General features: G+C 61.0%; 15 protein-coding genes. 7 read left to right on the top strand and 8 right to left on the bottom strand.

Annotated features, from left to right (window positions below; all coding sequences use genetic code 11):
• Positions 1-127: 127 nt before the first annotated feature.
• The 6 genes from ACIQJ2_RS19365 to ACIQJ2_RS19390 all read right to left on the bottom strand — a co-directional run bounded on the left by ACIQJ2_RS19365 (position 128) and on the right by ACIQJ2_RS19390 (position 5,816).
• Positions 128-718: a DUF2585 domain-containing protein gene (locus tag ACIQJ2_RS19365; RefSeq protein ID WP_400674655.1), complete on the bottom strand. Its 591-nt coding sequence runs from the start codon at positions 716-718 to the stop codon at positions 128-130.
• Complete coding sequence (locus ACIQJ2_RS19370; RefSeq protein ID WP_400674652.1) at positions 715-1,434, bottom strand: septation protein A; 720 nt, start codon at positions 1,432-1,434, stop codon at positions 715-717. The genes ACIQJ2_RS19365 and ACIQJ2_RS19370 overlap by 4 nt, the downstream gene beginning before the upstream one ends.
• Complete coding sequence (gene ftsY / locus ACIQJ2_RS19375) at positions 1,431-2,966, bottom strand: signal recognition particle-docking protein FtsY (RefSeq protein ID WP_400674649.1); 1,536 nt, start codon at positions 2,964-2,966, stop codon at positions 1,431-1,433. The genes ACIQJ2_RS19370 and ftsY overlap by 4 nt, the downstream gene beginning before the upstream one ends.
• 18 nt (positions 2,967-2,984) lie before the next feature.
• The gene (mtaB, locus tag ACIQJ2_RS19380; RefSeq protein ID WP_400674647.1) at positions 2,985-4,259 is read right to left on the bottom strand and encodes a tRNA (N(6)-L-threonylcarbamoyladenosine(37)-C(2))-methylthiotransferase MtaB; all 1,275 of its coding nucleotides are present in this window, start codon (positions 4,257-4,259) and stop codon (positions 2,985-2,987) included.
• Positions 4,256-5,161, bottom strand: coding sequence for a diaminopimelate epimerase (dapF, locus tag ACIQJ2_RS19385; protein WP_400674645.1), 906 nt, complete (start codon positions 5,159-5,161; stop codon positions 4,256-4,258). Before dapF ends, mtaB begins: the two co-directional genes overlap by 4 nt.
• Before the next feature lie 202 nt (positions 5,162-5,363).
• Entirely contained in the window at positions 5,364-5,816 is a 453-nt protein-coding gene (locus ACIQJ2_RS19390; protein WP_400674642.1) for a PACE efflux transporter, read from the bottom strand.
• Between the two features lie 88 nt (positions 5,817-5,904).
• Here ACIQJ2_RS19390 and ACIQJ2_RS19395 point away from each other — a divergent pair, with 88 nt between their 5' ends.
• Positions 5,905-6,819, top strand: coding sequence for a LysR family transcriptional regulator (locus ACIQJ2_RS19395; protein WP_400674640.1), 915 nt, complete (start codon positions 5,905-5,907; stop codon positions 6,817-6,819).
• Positions 6,820-7,130: 311 nt separating this feature from the next.
• On the top strand, positions 7,131-7,574 hold the full coding sequence (locus ACIQJ2_RS19400; protein ID WP_199143839.1) for an SRPBCC family protein: 444 nt from the start codon (positions 7,131-7,133) through the stop codon (positions 7,572-7,574).
• A 185-nt stretch (positions 7,575-7,759) separates the two neighbouring features.
• Here the strand turns inward: ACIQJ2_RS19400 and ACIQJ2_RS19405 are convergent, their stop codons facing one another.
• Positions 7,760-8,767 carry an MBL fold metallo-hydrolase gene (locus tag ACIQJ2_RS19405; RefSeq protein WP_400674638.1) on the bottom strand — a complete coding sequence of 336 codons (1,008 nt, stop codon included), beginning with the start codon at positions 8,765-8,767 and terminating at the stop codon, positions 7,760-7,762.
• On the bottom strand, positions 8,764-9,741 hold the full coding sequence (locus ACIQJ2_RS19410) for a hypothetical protein (protein WP_400674636.1): 978 nt from the start codon (positions 9,739-9,741) through the stop codon (positions 8,764-8,766). The genes ACIQJ2_RS19405 and ACIQJ2_RS19410 overlap by 4 nt, the downstream gene beginning before the upstream one ends.
• A gap of 374 nt (positions 9,742-10,115) precedes the next feature.
• Here ACIQJ2_RS19410 and ffh point away from each other — a divergent pair, with 374 nt between their 5' ends.
• The 5 genes from ffh (at position 10,116) to trmD (ending at position 14,008) form a co-directional block, all read left to right on the top strand.
• Positions 10,116-11,684 (top strand): signal recognition particle protein, encoded by a 1,569-nt coding sequence (ffh, locus tag ACIQJ2_RS19415; protein WP_199143845.1) that lies wholly within the window; start codon positions 10,116-10,118, stop codon positions 11,682-11,684.
• A gap of 17 nt (positions 11,685-11,701) precedes the next feature.
• Positions 11,702-12,004, top strand: coding sequence for a chorismate mutase (locus ACIQJ2_RS19420; protein ID WP_199143847.1), 303 nt, complete (start codon positions 11,702-11,704; stop codon positions 12,002-12,004).
• 108 nt (positions 12,005-12,112) lie between these two features.
• Complete coding sequence (gene rpsP, locus ACIQJ2_RS19425; RefSeq protein WP_400674632.1) at positions 12,113-12,472, top strand: 30S ribosomal protein S16; 360 nt, start codon at positions 12,113-12,115, stop codon at positions 12,470-12,472.
• Positions 12,473-12,700: 228 nt separating this feature from the next.
• Complete coding sequence (gene rimM / locus ACIQJ2_RS19430) at positions 12,701-13,291, top strand: ribosome maturation factor RimM (protein WP_199143849.1); 591 nt, start codon at positions 12,701-12,703, stop codon at positions 13,289-13,291.
• A 24-nt stretch (positions 13,292-13,315) separates the two neighbouring features.
• The gene (gene trmD, locus ACIQJ2_RS19435) at positions 13,316-14,008 is read left to right on the top strand and encodes a tRNA (guanosine(37)-N1)-methyltransferase TrmD (RefSeq protein ID WP_400674629.1); all 693 of its coding nucleotides are present in this window, start codon (positions 13,316-13,318) and stop codon (positions 14,006-14,008) included.
• The last annotated feature ends 74 nt before the right edge of the window (positions 14,009-14,082 follow it).

A 14,082-nucleotide genomic window follows, 5' to 3' on the forward strand; every position in this document is an offset into this window, starting at 1 on the left:
TTAGCCACTTTCTCCATTTTGGGCGGACCACCCGCCCTCATGGTGAGGTGCCCAGTTGCCGAAGCGATAGTGCAGGCGATTGGGCCTCGAACCACGAGGTGGCCACGGAGCCAACCTCAAAATCCTCTCAAATCCCACCCTGCCAGGCCTTGATCGCCTCGAGCGGCCAGACGAGCATCAGCACGTTGAGCGTGAGATTGTCGCGGATCAGCCAGCCAGTGAGCAGCTCGAAGAAGATCGCGATGGCAATCGTCACCACCACCGGGGCGCGCCAGGCAAACAGGAAGCCCACCACCATGAAAACGGCATCCATCGCCGAATTGAGGATGCTGTCGCCGACATAGTCGAGCGAGATCGTCGCCGCGCGGTAGCGATTGATGATGATCGGGGAATTTTCCAGAAGCTCCCAGCCGGATTCGATCAACATGGCAACGAAGAGCCGCATCGATAGCGGCTTGCCGCGCATGATGAGATGCGTCAGCCCGAAGAAGAGGAAGCCGTGGATGATATGCGACGGCGTGTACCAATCGGCGATATGCTGCGAGTTGCCGCTGGATTTCACGACCGGCTCAAAGAGCTTTACATAGCCGCAGGTGCAGATCCAAACGCGGCCCATCATGTGTTCCGCGACGATCTGCACCAGCAGAATGACGGCACAGGCGATGAACCAGAAGCTTTGTTGCTGGTGGCGGCTGCGGTCAGCGACCGTTTCCGTCATTTACCGTTTTCCGATGGCTGCTCGATCGTATGCTTCATGATCAACGGCATCTGCGACAATGTGAAGAGGATGGTGATCGGCATCGTTCCCCAGACCTTGAAGTTGACCCAGAGATTGTCCGCAGCCTTGGCGTCGGGAAGGTAAAGCCAGTTTGAGCCACGCCAGACCACTTCGTTGAGCACGGCGAGGACGAAGAAGAAAATGCCCCAGCGCAGCGTCAACTTCCGCCAGCCTTCGGCATCCAGCTGAAAGGCCGCATTGAAGACGTAGCCCAGCAGCGACTTGCCGAACGCAAGACCGCCGAGCAACACCACGCCGAATAACGCATTGACGATGGTCGGCTTCATCTTGATGAAGGTTTCGTTCTGGAGATAGATGCCGAGCGCGCCGAAGATCAGGACGACAATGCCCGACACGAAGGGCATCAGCGGCAGATGGCCGAGCATGACCTTCGAGACGATGAGAGAAAGTACCGTTGCGGCCATGAACAGGCCGGTCGCAACGAAAAGCGGGCCGCCGAGGGTCGCCAATTGCGGGAAATGCTGTACCAGCCACTCGCCGCGCAGATTGCCGAAGAAGAATACCAGCAGCGGCCCGAGCTCCAGAACCAGCTTGAGCATCGGGTGATGCTTATCGGCGGCGCTTGGGGTGAGTTCGTTGTCGCTGGTCGTCATCGCGGCACTTTCGCTATCGTCGAATCTGTTCTTGTCGTTCATTGGTTGCTTCCGGCACCAGTGCCTGCGATGGCGTTGGCGAAATCTTCAGCCTCAAACGGCTCGAGATCGTCTACACCTTCGCCGACACCGATGAAATAGACAGGCAGCTTGTGCTTCGCCGAGATCGCCACGAGGATGCCGCCTCGCGCCGTGCCGTCGAGCTTGGTCATGATCAGCCCGTTGACCCCGGCGACGTTGCGGAAGATCTCCACCTGGTTCAAGGCGTTCTGGCCGGTGGTGGCATCGAGCGTCTGCAGTACGGTATGCGGTGCATCCGGATCGAGCTTGCCGAGCACGCGGACGATCTTTTCGAGCTCGGCCATCAGCTCCGCCTTGTTCTGCAGGCGGCCGGCGGTGTCGATAATCAGCACGTCGCTCTTGTTGGCCTTGGCCTGCTGGAAGGCATCAAAAGCGAGGCCGGCGGCATCCGCGCCGAGCTTCGTGCCGATGAATTCCGACTTGGTGCGGTCGGCCCAGATCTTCAGCTGTTCGATGGCGGCGGCGCGGAAGGTATCGCCCGCTGCGACCATGACCTTCAGTCCGGCGCCTGAAAGCTTGGCCGCCAGCTTGCCGATCGTCGTTGTCTTGCCGGTGCCATTGACGCCGACCACGAGGATGACATGCGGCTTGTGGCTGAGATCGAGCTGCAGGGGCTTGGCGACGGGCTTCAGCACCTTGGCGATTTCCTGCGCCATGATGCGGCCGACATCCTCGCTGGTCACATCCTTGCCATAGCGCTCGGAGGCCAGCGTATCGGTGACGCGCATCGCGGTTTCAACGCCGAGATCGGCCTGGATCAGCAGATCCTCCAGATCCTGCAGCGTCTGATCATCGAGCTTGCGCTTGGTGAAGAGCGCCGCGATCTGGCCGGTCAGCTGCGACGAGGTGCGCGCAAGCCCGGCGCGCAGGCGCTGGAACCAGGAAAGTTTCTGCTTTGGGGCTTCCGGAGCTGGTGCCGGAGCGGAGGCGGCGGTAGAGAAGCCTTTGGGGAGAATGGGGGCTGCGGCTGGGGTGTCGATATCTTCCGACGGAAGCTCCGCACTCGTCGGGGTTTCTGCGCGCTCCACCGATCGTTCCGAGCTCGTCGAAACCTCCTCACCCCCCTCTGTCCCGTCGGACTTTTCCCCCACAAGGGGAGAGATCGGTTCAGATGAGGTCTCTTCCGACACGACGTCGGCTTCAATGTCGGCAGTATGTTCCGCTTCAATGGCGTGGTTTTCAGGAGGCCGCTCGGGCGACTCCGGCTCACTGGAAACGGCTGTCTCTACGCGTTCTTCAGCCTGTCGCTCCTGCTTGGCCGGCGCCTCACCCTCTCGCCGATCTCCCCCCATGTCCGGGAGATGTTCCGTAGGCAGAGAGGGGGGTGACGAAGGTTCAGCGAACTCGGAAGCCGGCGAAACATCTGCAACAGGCAGCGCCTCCTGCTCGACAACAGGCGTTTCAACCTTCGGTGAAACCTCCGCGGGCGCCTGCTCCTCGGCCGGCTTTTCGCGGCCGAAGGTGAAGACTTTTTTGATGAAACCGAGCGCCATGAAGTATCCGTTGAAGCATTAGGCCGCGTCAGCGGCCAGAAGTTGCATGTCGAGGTGCTTGCCATTGTGGCCGGTGATTGCGACCTGCACAAGGTCGCGCGGGCAAAGGCCGGGGGCGGCGACAAGCGTGAAGTTTTCCGTATGCGCCAGCCCGTTATTCTCCACAAGCAGCCATTGCCGCGTGCCGACCATCTTGTCCAGATGGGTCTGATGCAATCTTTGTCCAGCCTCGCGCAGACGAGCGGCGCGATCCTTGATCAGGCCGCGATCGAGCTGCGGCATCCGGGCAGCCGGCGTGCCGGGACGCGGGCTATAGGGAAAGACGTGCAGATGCGCGATGCCGGCCTCTTCGGCCAGATCGACGGCATTGGCGAACATCTCTTCCGTCTCAGTCGGAAAGCCGGCGATCATATCGGCGCCGAAGCTTGTCTCGGGGCGCATGCGGCGCACATCCTCGATGAAGCGCAGAGCATCGGCGCGTGAGTGCCGGCGCTTCATGCGCTTGAGGATCATATCGTCGCCGTGCTGCAGCGAGAGATGCAGATGCGGCATGAAGCGCGGCTCGTCGGCGATGAGATCCATCAGATGCTGATCGGCCTCGATGCTGTCGATCGAGGACAGTCGCAACCGGCGGATTTCCGAAATCTGCTTCAGCAGCGTCTTGGCAAGCAGGCCGAGCGTCGGCGTTCCCGGCAGATCGGCGCCGTAGCTCGTGGCATCGACGCCGGTCAGCACGATTTCGCGATAACCGCTTTCGACGAGATTGCGGGCCTGATCGACGACGGCGCCCATCGGCACCGAGCGCGAATTGCCGCGGCCATAGGGAATGATGCAGAAGGTGCAGCGATGGTCGCAGCCGTTCTGTACCTGGATGAAGGCGCGCACATGGCCATCGATGTGGCGGATCATCTGCGGTGCCGTCGCCCGCACGCTCATGATGTCGTTGACGCGGAGCTTCTCTTCGGCCGAAACGCCGAAATCCGGTAGGGAACGATAGGAGGCGCTCTTCAGCTTCTCCTCGTTGCCGAGCACGGCATCCACTTCGGCCATCTCGGCAAAGGTCTGCTTCTCGGTCTGCGCCGCGCAGCCTGTGACGATGATGCGCGCATGCGGGTTGTCGCGGCGAGCGCGGCGGATCGCCTGCCGCGCCTGGCGCACGGCTTCGCCCGTCACGGCGCAGGTGTTGACCAGAATGGCATTGTTGAGTCCGGCTTTTTCAGCCTCGGCCCTCATCACTTCGGATTCATAGGTATTGAGGCGACAGCCGAAGGTAATGACCTCGACCCCGCTCACCGCGCCTGAGCCCCCTGCTCTTCATCGCGCGAGAAGCTGCCCGTGACCGGATCGACCATGCCGGACCATTCCCATTCGGCAGGCCCTGTCATGACCACATGGTCGTTGCTTTCAAGCCATTCGATGGTGAGCTTGCCCGGCGCCGGTGCGGAGGCAACATCGATCGTCACCTTGCGGCCGGTACGGCCGGTCCGGGCGGCGCTGACGGCAGTCGCACAAGCCGCCGAACCGCAGGCAAGCGTCAAGCCGGCGCCGCGCTCCCAAGTACGTGTGCGGACGAGCGTCGGCGAAAGCACCTGCGCCAGCGTGATATTGGCACGCTCGGGAAACATCGGATGGTTTTCGAGCAGCGGACCGAACCGATCGAGGTCGAAGGACATCGGGTCCTTGTCCACCCAGAAGATCGCATGCGGATTGCCCATCGAAGCCACCGAAGGCGAATGCAGGATCGGATTGTCGATCGGCCCGATCTGCAGCTCGATGCGGCTGGTATCGGCAAATTCCTCGGCAAGCGGGATCTTGTCCCAGGCAAAGACCGGCTTGCCCATATCGACCGATATCGTGCCGTCTTCGTGCTCTCTCGCATTGAGGATGCCGGCAACGGTCTGGAAGGTGAAGACATGTCTGCCGGTTTCGGACGCCAGCGCCTGCACGACGCAGCGCGTACCGTTGCCGCAGGCCTGCGCCTTCGTGCCATCGCAATTGAGGATATCGATCCAGGCATCGGTGCCTTGAGCCTTGGGATCGTGGACCGCCATGATCTGGTCGAACTGGGTGGCCGGATCGGCATTGAGCGCAATCGCCGCCGTCGCCGTCACCACATCCTTACGGCCGCGCATGTCGACAACCAGGATCTTGTTGCCAAGCCCGTTCATCCTCGCGAATTCGACCATATTGCTCATGGGATCATTCCTATTGTCGAGCTGTATATGGCGGAAACGTGGGGGAATTACCAGTGGGATGATGGTCTCTCGACATCGTGCAGCGAGAGACAGGAAGCGACGGCATCGTCGCCGGCGTGTCGGTGGAGGCGCGACCGTTGCTGTGTCGGCGTCGTCGGGCACTTGGGCACGACGACGCCGGGATCTCGGTTATTGGACCCAGCTATCGGGCAGCAGCCGCCATGGCGCGCTCATCTTCGGACGTTTCCTTGATCGGAAACGCCCAGTCATAGGCAATGTTGAAGACGAAGGCGTAGACCAGATAGAAGGTGACCACTGCAATATCCATCAGAAGCGCCGCAAAGAGCGTAATCTGAAGATACCAGGCAATGAACGGGATCAGGATAACCACGAGGCCTGCTTCGAAAAGCACGGTGTGGACAATCCGGATACCGATGGTCTTCTGGACCTTGCCGCGCAAACGCATCAGCGCGCGGTCGAAGCCGAGATTATAGATGAAGTTCCATAGTGTCGCCACGGTCGCCCCGACCACGCCGATGACACCCATGTGGGCGATGGGCTGATTGAAGACGATTGCCGCGAGCGGCGTGAAGGTGGCCAGGCCGATAAGTTCAAACAGGACGGCGTGCCGAACACGATCTCCGAAACTGCGCATTTTTCGAATTCCTACTCTGTGTTGTCGGCCTGCCTTCTATCAGATAGATTGAGGCAATAAAGTTAGAAACTATCTGGAATTCTGATAGATGGATGTTTCGCTGGAGCAATTGGAAGCTTTCGTCGCGGCTGCGGAAAACGGGTCCTTCTCGGCCGCCGCACGGCGCCTTCGCAAGGCCCAGTCCGCAGTCAGCCTCTTGATCTCCTCCTTGGAAGACGATCTCGGCATCAAGCTCTTCAGCCGCGCGACGAGAAACCCGACCCTCACCGAAGCAGGAACAAGACTGCTCCCGGAGGCCAAGCTGCTGCTGGACCGACGCGAGCACCTGATCGGCGTTGCCAGGAGCTTTGACGAGCACATCGAGACACGTCTGGTCGTCGCAATCGACGAATTCTATCCCGAGCCTGCGATCGGCAGCCTCTTTGCCGACTTCGCGGATCGATTTCCGCATGTCGAGCTGGAACTCCTGTCTCCCCACTCGCAGGCCATCACCGGAATGGTTCTCGAAGGCGAGGCCGATATCGGAGTGATGTGGCGGGAAGAACAGCTCCCGCCCGAGCTCGACTTCGTCACCATCGGTTGGGTTCCGCTGATCATGGTCTGCGGACGCGATCATCCGCTTGCGGAAAGCACCGTCAGCTGGGAGGACCTGAAGCGCCATCGCCAGATCATGGTCACCAAGCGCCGTGACGTCGCCAGAAGGCACCAGATCAGGGTTGCCGCCGAGGTCTGGTGGGTCGAGAGCCATTGGGTCATTCTTCAGATATTGCGGCAGGGCATCGGCTGGGCGCTCATCCCGGCCCATATTCTGGCGAATTCGCAGCTGGCGCCGGAACTGGCAACGCCCCGGCCACTCTTCGATAGCGGCGCCCATCCGGTCGCCCTCGAGCTTGTCTGGCACAAACAAAGGCCGGCAGGCCCGGCGGCAAAATGGCTGAGGGAGCATTTCGTCGCCAATGGCAACAAGCATGGAATCCTGGAGGCGAGCGCCGCGCGTCGATAAGTGCCGCAGGACCGAGGCATGCCTTGGCGATTGTTGCGCCTTCGGGCATGGCAACCGCCAGCTTCCGACATATCTCATACCTATCCGGTTTCATGCTGGTGAACATTTTTCGAAAAAAACATCGACACTGTGTCGGATCGCTGAAAGTTCGCCCGTCCTAGAGACGGATGACTTTGGGTCCATCAGGCCTAAAATCTGAATCCGCTCTAGAAACTCAAGAAGTAGAGCACGATGTCGCCCGAAAACCGCACACACTTTTCGGCATCGCGCTCCAGGCTCGTCCACTCCGTCCATTCAGAAGGAACATAGCCATGCCGAATACCATACGCCTGCACCGTGTCCTGGCCACCAGCCCGGAGAAGGTCTATCGCGCATTCATCGAAGCGGACGCGCTCGCCAAGTGGCTACCGCCGAACGGCTTTGCCTGCACCGTGCACCACATGGAACCGAGCGTCGGCGGCACGTTCAAAATGTCGTTCCGCAACTTCACGACAGGGCAAAGCCACTCCTTCGGCGGCGATTTCCGCGAGCTCATTCCCGGCGAACTCGTTCGCTACACCGACAAATTCGACGACCCGAACCTGCCTGGCGAAATGGAAGTGACCGTGACTTTGAAGAAGGTCTTGGTCGGCACCGAAGTGAATATCACCCAGGCCGGCGTGCCTGATGTCATTCCACCGGAAGCCTGCTATCTCGGCTGGCAGGAATCGCTGCGCAATCTGGCAAAGCTGGTCGAGCCTGAAATCAACCAGTAAGGTCCACCGTACTGGAGCTCCTGCATAATTCCTTAAATCGGAATCGATTTGAGGATAAAATTATGCAGCAGATTTAGAGTGCTGCAGCGACCTTTGCGCGTCATGTATGACGCGCGGCGCTGTAGTAGCAAAAGCCGCCTCGAAGAACAGGGCGGCTTTTTTTGCGTGACCATAAAGGTCGCGGCTTAAACGGCGGGCACGTCGAAGATTTCGCCGGCCCGCAGCGGGCGAAACCGATCCGGCTCCACACCCTCAGCCTTCAACGCCACATCGAGCGCATGAACGGGTTCGTCAATGCCTTCATCGGTCAACTGGAACGTCGCGAAGTGATGCCCGGCGACATAGGCTGCGTTGCAGAGCTTCATGCCCTTCACCGCCTCTTCCGGATTTTGGTGCTGCCCCTTCATGAACCAGCGCGGCTCGTAAGCGCCGAACGGCAGGATAGCGAGGCGGAAGCCGCCGTGCTTGCGGGCAGCCGCTTCGTAATTGATGCCATCGTGAAAGCCGGTGTCACCGACATGATAGATCTTGCCAACTGGCGTGGTCAGTACGAATGCCGCCCAGAGCGCCATGCGCCGGTCGCCCATACCGCGCGCCGACCAGTGATGGCAGGGCTCGACATCGATGGTCACACCAGCATCGAAGGCGATGCGATCGCCCCAGTCGACAACGGCAATCTCGGCATCGGGAACGGCGCGCCGGATGATCGTGTCGTTGCCGAGCGGCGTCACGATCCTGGGCCGGTGTGCCTGATGCAGGCGAGCCAGCGTTTCAAGATCGAGATGATCGTAGTGATTATGCGTCACCAGCACGAGGTCGATATGCGGCAGGTCTTCGAAACGGATGCCAGGCGGCACCACGCGCTTCGGCCCCATGGAGCGAAAGGGGCTGACCCGCTCCGACCAGACGGGATCGGTCAAGATGTTCAACCCTGCAATCTGCACCAGCATCGAAGCATGGCCGACCATCGTCACCCGCATCTGCTCGCCGAAGACGTGGCGATCGGGCCTTGCCGGGGGAAAGGCGCTGATAACGGGATTGGGCCAACGCACCCGCCCGCCACCGAACTGCCATCTCAGCAAAGCTAGAATATTGCCCGGCGCGACACCGCCGGGATTGAAGAAGCGACGGCCGTCGAAATGGTCAGAAACCGGGCCCTGGTAATAGGGATTCTTCTTATCCGAGACGGTCATGGCGTATCGGCTTCCTGCGATCCCGGTTGCACGCCGACTTTCGCGAGCCATTCCTCCGCTTCTTGCACCGTCAGCGTCTCCTCAAGCACGACATTCGCCGGCATGGCGAAAAGCTGCGGCGTGAAGAAGCTCGTATCCCAGAGCGCCGCCCCTTCGACCGGAGGAGAAAGCAGGATAACCTGCCGGCCATCGATGCGGGCAATCGTCTCAACGGGCGCCTCGCCGGAAATCTCGACGGGTCCCGGCGCATCCGGCCGAACTGTCTGGTAACGCCACCAGGGTTCGTCGTTGCCCTCCTCGGCCACCGTCACACAGCGCGCCATGTCGACGATGAACCTGTTGGGCGCACGGCCACCGGGCAATGTCTCGCCGAATAGAGCCTGGATCAGCGTGAACAGATGAAAGCCGTTGACGATATTCTCGTAGCACAGGCGAAAGCCCCGCCTGCTCGGCAGATGCAGCACCAGCAGGGCGTCGCTCCGGCTCATAAGTACCTGGCGAACCCAGGCCGCACCCGGCGTATAATCCTGCAGCTCGGCAAGCTGCGCCATCAGCGCCCTGTTGTCCGCCGCTTGCTTGCGTTCCTGCGGCATGGCGGAGAGATGCGAAACCGCGGACTGACTGAGCAGCTGGAAGGCATCGAGCAGCTGTCTTTGCCGCGGGCTCAGCTCCTTGCGGCCGGCAAAGCCGCGGTGGATCTGCGGCAGCCATGCTAAATAGAGATCCCATACGGCAGCGCCGCTACGCTCCACAGATCCGCCCTTCTCGATGATGGTGCCGAGCATATTGGCAAGGATCGCGGCGCCTGGCGGCGGCAGGCGGCCAAGCTCGCGCGCCGCACGCGCCACGATCTTGGGCTGCGCCTTGGCGCTCGCATAAAAGGCTTGTGCCGCTGCGTTGAAGCGTTGGTCGACACGACCGCCGGCGTAAGCACGGCAGGCGGCAAGAAGATCGGTCAGGGCTGCATCATTCATTCGGTCTGTCTCGGGGAATCGCTTGACGGCGGGGATCGATACAACATTTCGGTGACGGCATTGCCGATAAACCGACATTCATATAGCGATCTCAGCCGCACATCCCAGGCATTTCCGCCGCTTTGGGTTGACTTTGCCGGGCTTTTCCTGTTTATCGCCCGCAATCTGCGACGAGCACAAGCCTCCGAGCCACCGACCGGGACCCATAAAGGTATAAAGAGATCCCGGAGGTCAACACCCGACAGCGCGATGCGCCCTCGGGTGGTTTTTGGCTTTGCGTCTTGTTTTCGTCATGGAAAAGCACGACGTTTTCGGGCAACGACGCGCGCCTATGCGCAAATCCAAAGCTCCAAGCGATCGATAAGGAAGAACTGATGTTTGAAAACCTCCAGGACCGTCTTGGTTCCATTCTGAATGGACTGACAGGCCGCGGCGCGCTTTCGGAAGCCGATGTTTCCGCAGCACTTCGCGAGGTTCGCCGTGCGCTCCTCGAAGCCGACGTGGCGCTGGATGTCGTTCGCTCCTTTACCGACCGCGTCCGTGAAAAGGCCGTCGGCGCCGAGATCCTGAAGTCGATCAAGCCCGGCCAGATGGTCGTCAAGATCGTCCATGACGAGCTGATCGAGATGCTCGGCGGCGAAGGCGTAGGCATCGACCTCAACGCTCCGGCCCCGGTCGTCGTCATGATGGTCGGTCTGCAGGGTTCTGGTAAAACCACGACGACGGCCAAGATCGCCAGCCGCATGACGAGCCGCGACCGCAAGAAGGTCCTTATGGCCTCGCTCGATACGCGCCGCCCGGCTGCTCAGGAGCAGCTGCGCCAGCTCGGCGTGCAGACGGGCGTCGACACGCTTCCGATCATTGCCGGTCAGTCCCCGACCGATATCGCCGCCCGCGCCGTGCAGGCTGCCAAGCTCGGCGGACATGACATCGTCATCCTCGATACCGCCGGCCGTACGCATATCGACGAGCCGCTCATGGTCGAGATGGCGGATATCAAGAAGAAGTCCAATCCGCACGAAATCCTGCTGGTCGCCGATAGCTTGACCGGTCAGGACGCCGTCAATCTCGCCCGCAATTTCGACGAGCGCGTCGGTATCACCGGCCTCGTGCTGACCCGTATGGACGGCGACGGCCGCGGCGGCGCGGCCCTTTCGATGCGCGCCGTGACAGGCAAGCCGATCAAGCTCATCGGCGTCGGCGAAAAGATGGGCGAGCTGGAGGAATTCCATCCCCGCCGTATCGCCGACCGCATTCTCGGCATGGGCGACATCGTTTCGCTGGTCGAAAGAGCCGCTGAAAACATCGACGCTGAAAAGGCGGCTGCCATGGCCGCCAAGATGGCCAAGGGCAAATTCGACCTGAACGATCTGGCGGATCAGCTCGGGCAGATGCAGAAGATGGGCGGCATGGGCGGCATCATGGGTATGATGCCCGGTATGTCCGGCATGAAGGACAAGATGGCCGCAGCCGGCCTCAACGACAAGCTTTTCGGCCGCCAGCTCGCCATCATCTCCTCGATGACCAAGGCAGAGCGCGCCAACCCTGACATTTTGAAGCATTCCCGCAAGAAGCGCATCGCCGCCGGCTCCGGCACCGACGCCTCCGACATCAACAAGCTTCTGAAGATGCACCGCCAGATGGCGGACATGATGAAGATGATGGGCGGCAAGGGCAAAGGCGGCATGATGAAGCAGCTGATGGGCGGCCTTGCCGGCAAGATGGGTCTCGGCGGCGGAATGGGCGGCATGCCTGACTTGTCGAACATGGACCCCAAGCAGCTTGAAGCCCTGCAAAAGCAGGCCGAAGCCGCTGGTCTCGGCCGTCCCGGCGGTCTGCCAGGTCTCGGCGGCGGCGGTGGATTGCCAGGCCTGGGCGGCGCCAAGCTGCCAGGCCTCGGCGGTGGTTTCCCGGGACTTCCCGGTCTGCCGAAGAAGAAGTGAGAAGGATCGCTGACACCATGATTGATCCAGACATCAAGGCCCAACTGGGCAACTATCGCCAGTCGATCGACAATATCGATGCCGCACTGGTGCACATGCTGGCCGAACGCTTCCGCTGCACCAAGGAAGTCGGTGTGCTGAAGGCCAAGTACGACCTGCCGCCGGCTGATCCGGCGCGCGAAGAATACCAGATCGAACGCCTGCGCCGACTGGCAAAGGACGCCAATCTGGACCCGGATTTCGCCGAGAAGTTCCTGAACTTCGTCATCAAGGAAGTCATCCGGCATCACGAACAGATCGCTGCCGATCTGAAGGCGTGATCCCGAAATGCGTAGAGCGGCTTATCGAAAGAGCGCCGGCGACACGTACAATAGAAACGAACATGCCGCCCAAACGAAGCGGTCAAGAAAAGCCTAAGGAGAATTAACATGGCACTGAAAATTCGTCTCGCCCGCGGTGGCTCCAAGAAGCGCCCGTACTACCACGTTGTTGTTGCCGACGCTCGCTCGCCGCGCGACGGCCGTTTCCTGGAGACCCTCGGCTCCTGGAACCCGATGCTTGCCAAGGACGACGCCAAGCGCGTTGAACTGAAGGCCGAGCGCATCAAGCATTGGCTCGACCACGGCGCACAGCCGACCGACCGCGTTCTGCGCTTCCTCGCCGAAGCTGGCATCGCAACGCGCGAAGCCAAGAGCAACCCGGAGAAGGCAAAGCCGGGCAAGCGCGCTCAGGAGCGTGCTGCTGAAAAGGCACAGAAGGCAGCTGACGCCGCTGCTGCTTCCGAGTAATCGGCCACTGCAATTATCAAAAGCGGGCGGCATGGCGACATGTCGCCCGTTTTTTTATTTCCCATCTCCGGGTGTTGAGCCTATGAGAGAACGCGATTACAGCGCCGCGCGTCATATATATGATGCGCAAAGGTCGCTGCAGCATTTTAGATCTGCTGCATAGTTTTGTCCTTGGATCGATTCCGATTTAAGGAGGTATGCAGCGACCCGGCAATCGGCGAAGAGACCATGACGAAACTGCAAAACCCGGTATTGATGGCCAGCATCGGCGCGGCACAGGGCCTGCGGGGCGAAGTGCGTGCCCGCGCCTACACTTCGGACCCGACCGCGCTCGGCGACTACGGCCACCTACACAGCATGGACGGCCGCAGCTTCGAAGTGCTGGAGATCCGCGAAGCCAAGAACGTCGTCATCGTCCGCTTCCGCGGCATCAACGACCGCAATGCCGCCGAGGCGTTGAACGGGCTCGAGCTCTATATCGAGCGCGACAATCTGCCGGATGACGAACTCGACGACGACGAATTCTTCTACACCGATCTCGAAGGGCTGGAGGCCGTCGACGACGAGGGCACCGGCTACGGTACGGTCAGCGGCGTCTATGATTTCGGTGCAGGCGACCTCCTCGAATTGAAGGGACCGGGCAAGCGGCCCGTACTGATCCCCTTCTCCGAGGCTGCCGTGCTCGAAATCGATCTCGAGGGCGGCAAGATTTTAATCGACCCGCTGGCAGCCGGTTTGGTCGACAACCCCGACGACCTCATCGGCAAACCGGAAAAGCCGGAAAAGCCGGAGAAACCACAGGGCAAGCCGAAGAAGTGAGCCTCATAGGGAAATGACGACGCCATGAGTTTCCGGGCGACCATCCTGACGCTTTATCCCGAGATGTTTCCCGGCCATCTCGGTACGTCCCTTGCCGGCAAGGCGATGGAGCGGGGACAATGGGCTCTCGATACCCTGCAGATCCGAGATTTTACCACCGACAAGCACCGCACCGTGGACGATACGCCAGCCGGCGGCGGCGCCGGCATGGTGCTGAAGCCGGATGTGCTGGCCCGCGCTATCGATCATGCCAGTGAAAACGACAACCGCCCCCGCCTGTTGATGAGCCCGCGCGGCAAACCCTTGACGCAGAAGCGCGTGCGCGAACTTGCAAGCGGCGACGGCGTCATCATCGTCTGCGGCCGCTTCGAAGGCGTTGACCAGCGCGTGATCGACGGCCGGAACCTCGAGGAAGTCTCGATCGGCGACTATATTCTCTCCGGCGGCGAGCCGGCCGCGTTGATTTTGCTCGATGCCATCGTCCGCATCCTGCCCGGCGTCATGGGCAACGATCTCTCCGGCCTGCACGAAAGCTTCGAGGGTGGCCTGCTGGAGCACCCGCACTATACCCGCCCACAGATCTGGGAAGACCGCGAAATCCCCGCCGTGCTCACCTCGGGCAACCATGCGGCCATCGCCAAATGGCAGAAGGAGCAGGCCGAACGACTGACGCGGGAGCGCCGGCCGGATCTGCTGGACAAGCCCCAGGGCAAGTAAGCCGGCGCACGCTCATCGTCGCAAGACTCTGCTTGCAGCCTCACCTTCACCCATCGGGATCGCCGAATGAAACG

Origin of the sequence: Rhizobium sp. NPDC092011, assembly GCF_044756305.1 — a bacterium.
In the GTDB taxonomy this organism is placed as follows: Bacteria; Pseudomonadota; Alphaproteobacteria; order Rhizobiales; family Rhizobiaceae; genus Rhizobium.

What these genes read in the sequence shown, in the direction of transcription:
- ACIQJ2_RS19365 (WP_400674655.1), bottom strand. Translation starts at nt 718, where the DNA reads ATGACGGAAACGGTCGCTGACCGCAGCCGCCACCAGCAACAAAGCTTC.
- ACIQJ2_RS19370 (WP_400674652.1), bottom strand. Translation starts at nt 1,434, where the DNA reads ATGAACGACAAGAACAGATTCGACGATAGCGAAAGTGCCGCGATGACG.
- ftsY (WP_400674649.1), bottom strand. Translation starts at nt 2,966, where the DNA reads ATGGCGCTCGGTTTCATCAAAAAAGTCTTCACCTTCGGCCGCGAAAAG.
- dapF (WP_400674645.1), bottom strand. Translation starts at nt 5,161, where the DNA reads ATGAGCAATATGGTCGAATTCGCGAGGATGAACGGGCTTGGCAACAAG.
- ACIQJ2_RS19390 (WP_400674642.1), bottom strand. Translation starts at nt 5,816, where the DNA reads ATGCGCAGTTTCGGAGATCGTGTTCGGCACGCCGTCCTGTTTGAACTT.
- ACIQJ2_RS19395 (WP_400674640.1), top strand. Translation starts at nt 5,905, where the DNA reads ATGGATGTTTCGCTGGAGCAATTGGAAGCTTTCGTCGCGGCTGCGGAA.
- ACIQJ2_RS19400 (WP_199143839.1), top strand. Translation starts at nt 7,131, where the DNA reads ATGCCGAATACCATACGCCTGCACCGTGTCCTGGCCACCAGCCCGGAG.
- ACIQJ2_RS19405 (WP_400674638.1), bottom strand. Translation starts at nt 8,767, where the DNA reads ATGACCGTCTCGGATAAGAAGAATCCCTATTACCAGGGCCCGGTTTCT.
- ACIQJ2_RS19410 (WP_400674636.1), bottom strand. Translation starts at nt 9,741, where the DNA reads ATGAATGATGCAGCCCTGACCGATCTTCTTGCCGCCTGCCGTGCTTAC.
- ffh (WP_199143845.1), top strand. Translation starts at nt 10,116, where the DNA reads ATGTTTGAAAACCTCCAGGACCGTCTTGGTTCCATTCTGAATGGACTG.
- ACIQJ2_RS19420 (WP_199143847.1), top strand. Translation starts at nt 11,702, where the DNA reads ATGATTGATCCAGACATCAAGGCCCAACTGGGCAACTATCGCCAGTCG.
- rpsP (WP_400674632.1), top strand. Translation starts at nt 12,113, where the DNA reads ATGGCACTGAAAATTCGTCTCGCCCGCGGTGGCTCCAAGAAGCGCCCG.
- rimM (WP_199143849.1), top strand. Translation starts at nt 12,701, where the DNA reads ATGACGAAACTGCAAAACCCGGTATTGATGGCCAGCATCGGCGCGGCA.
- trmD (WP_400674629.1), top strand. Translation starts at nt 13,316, where the DNA reads ATGAGTTTCCGGGCGACCATCCTGACGCTTTATCCCGAGATGTTTCCC.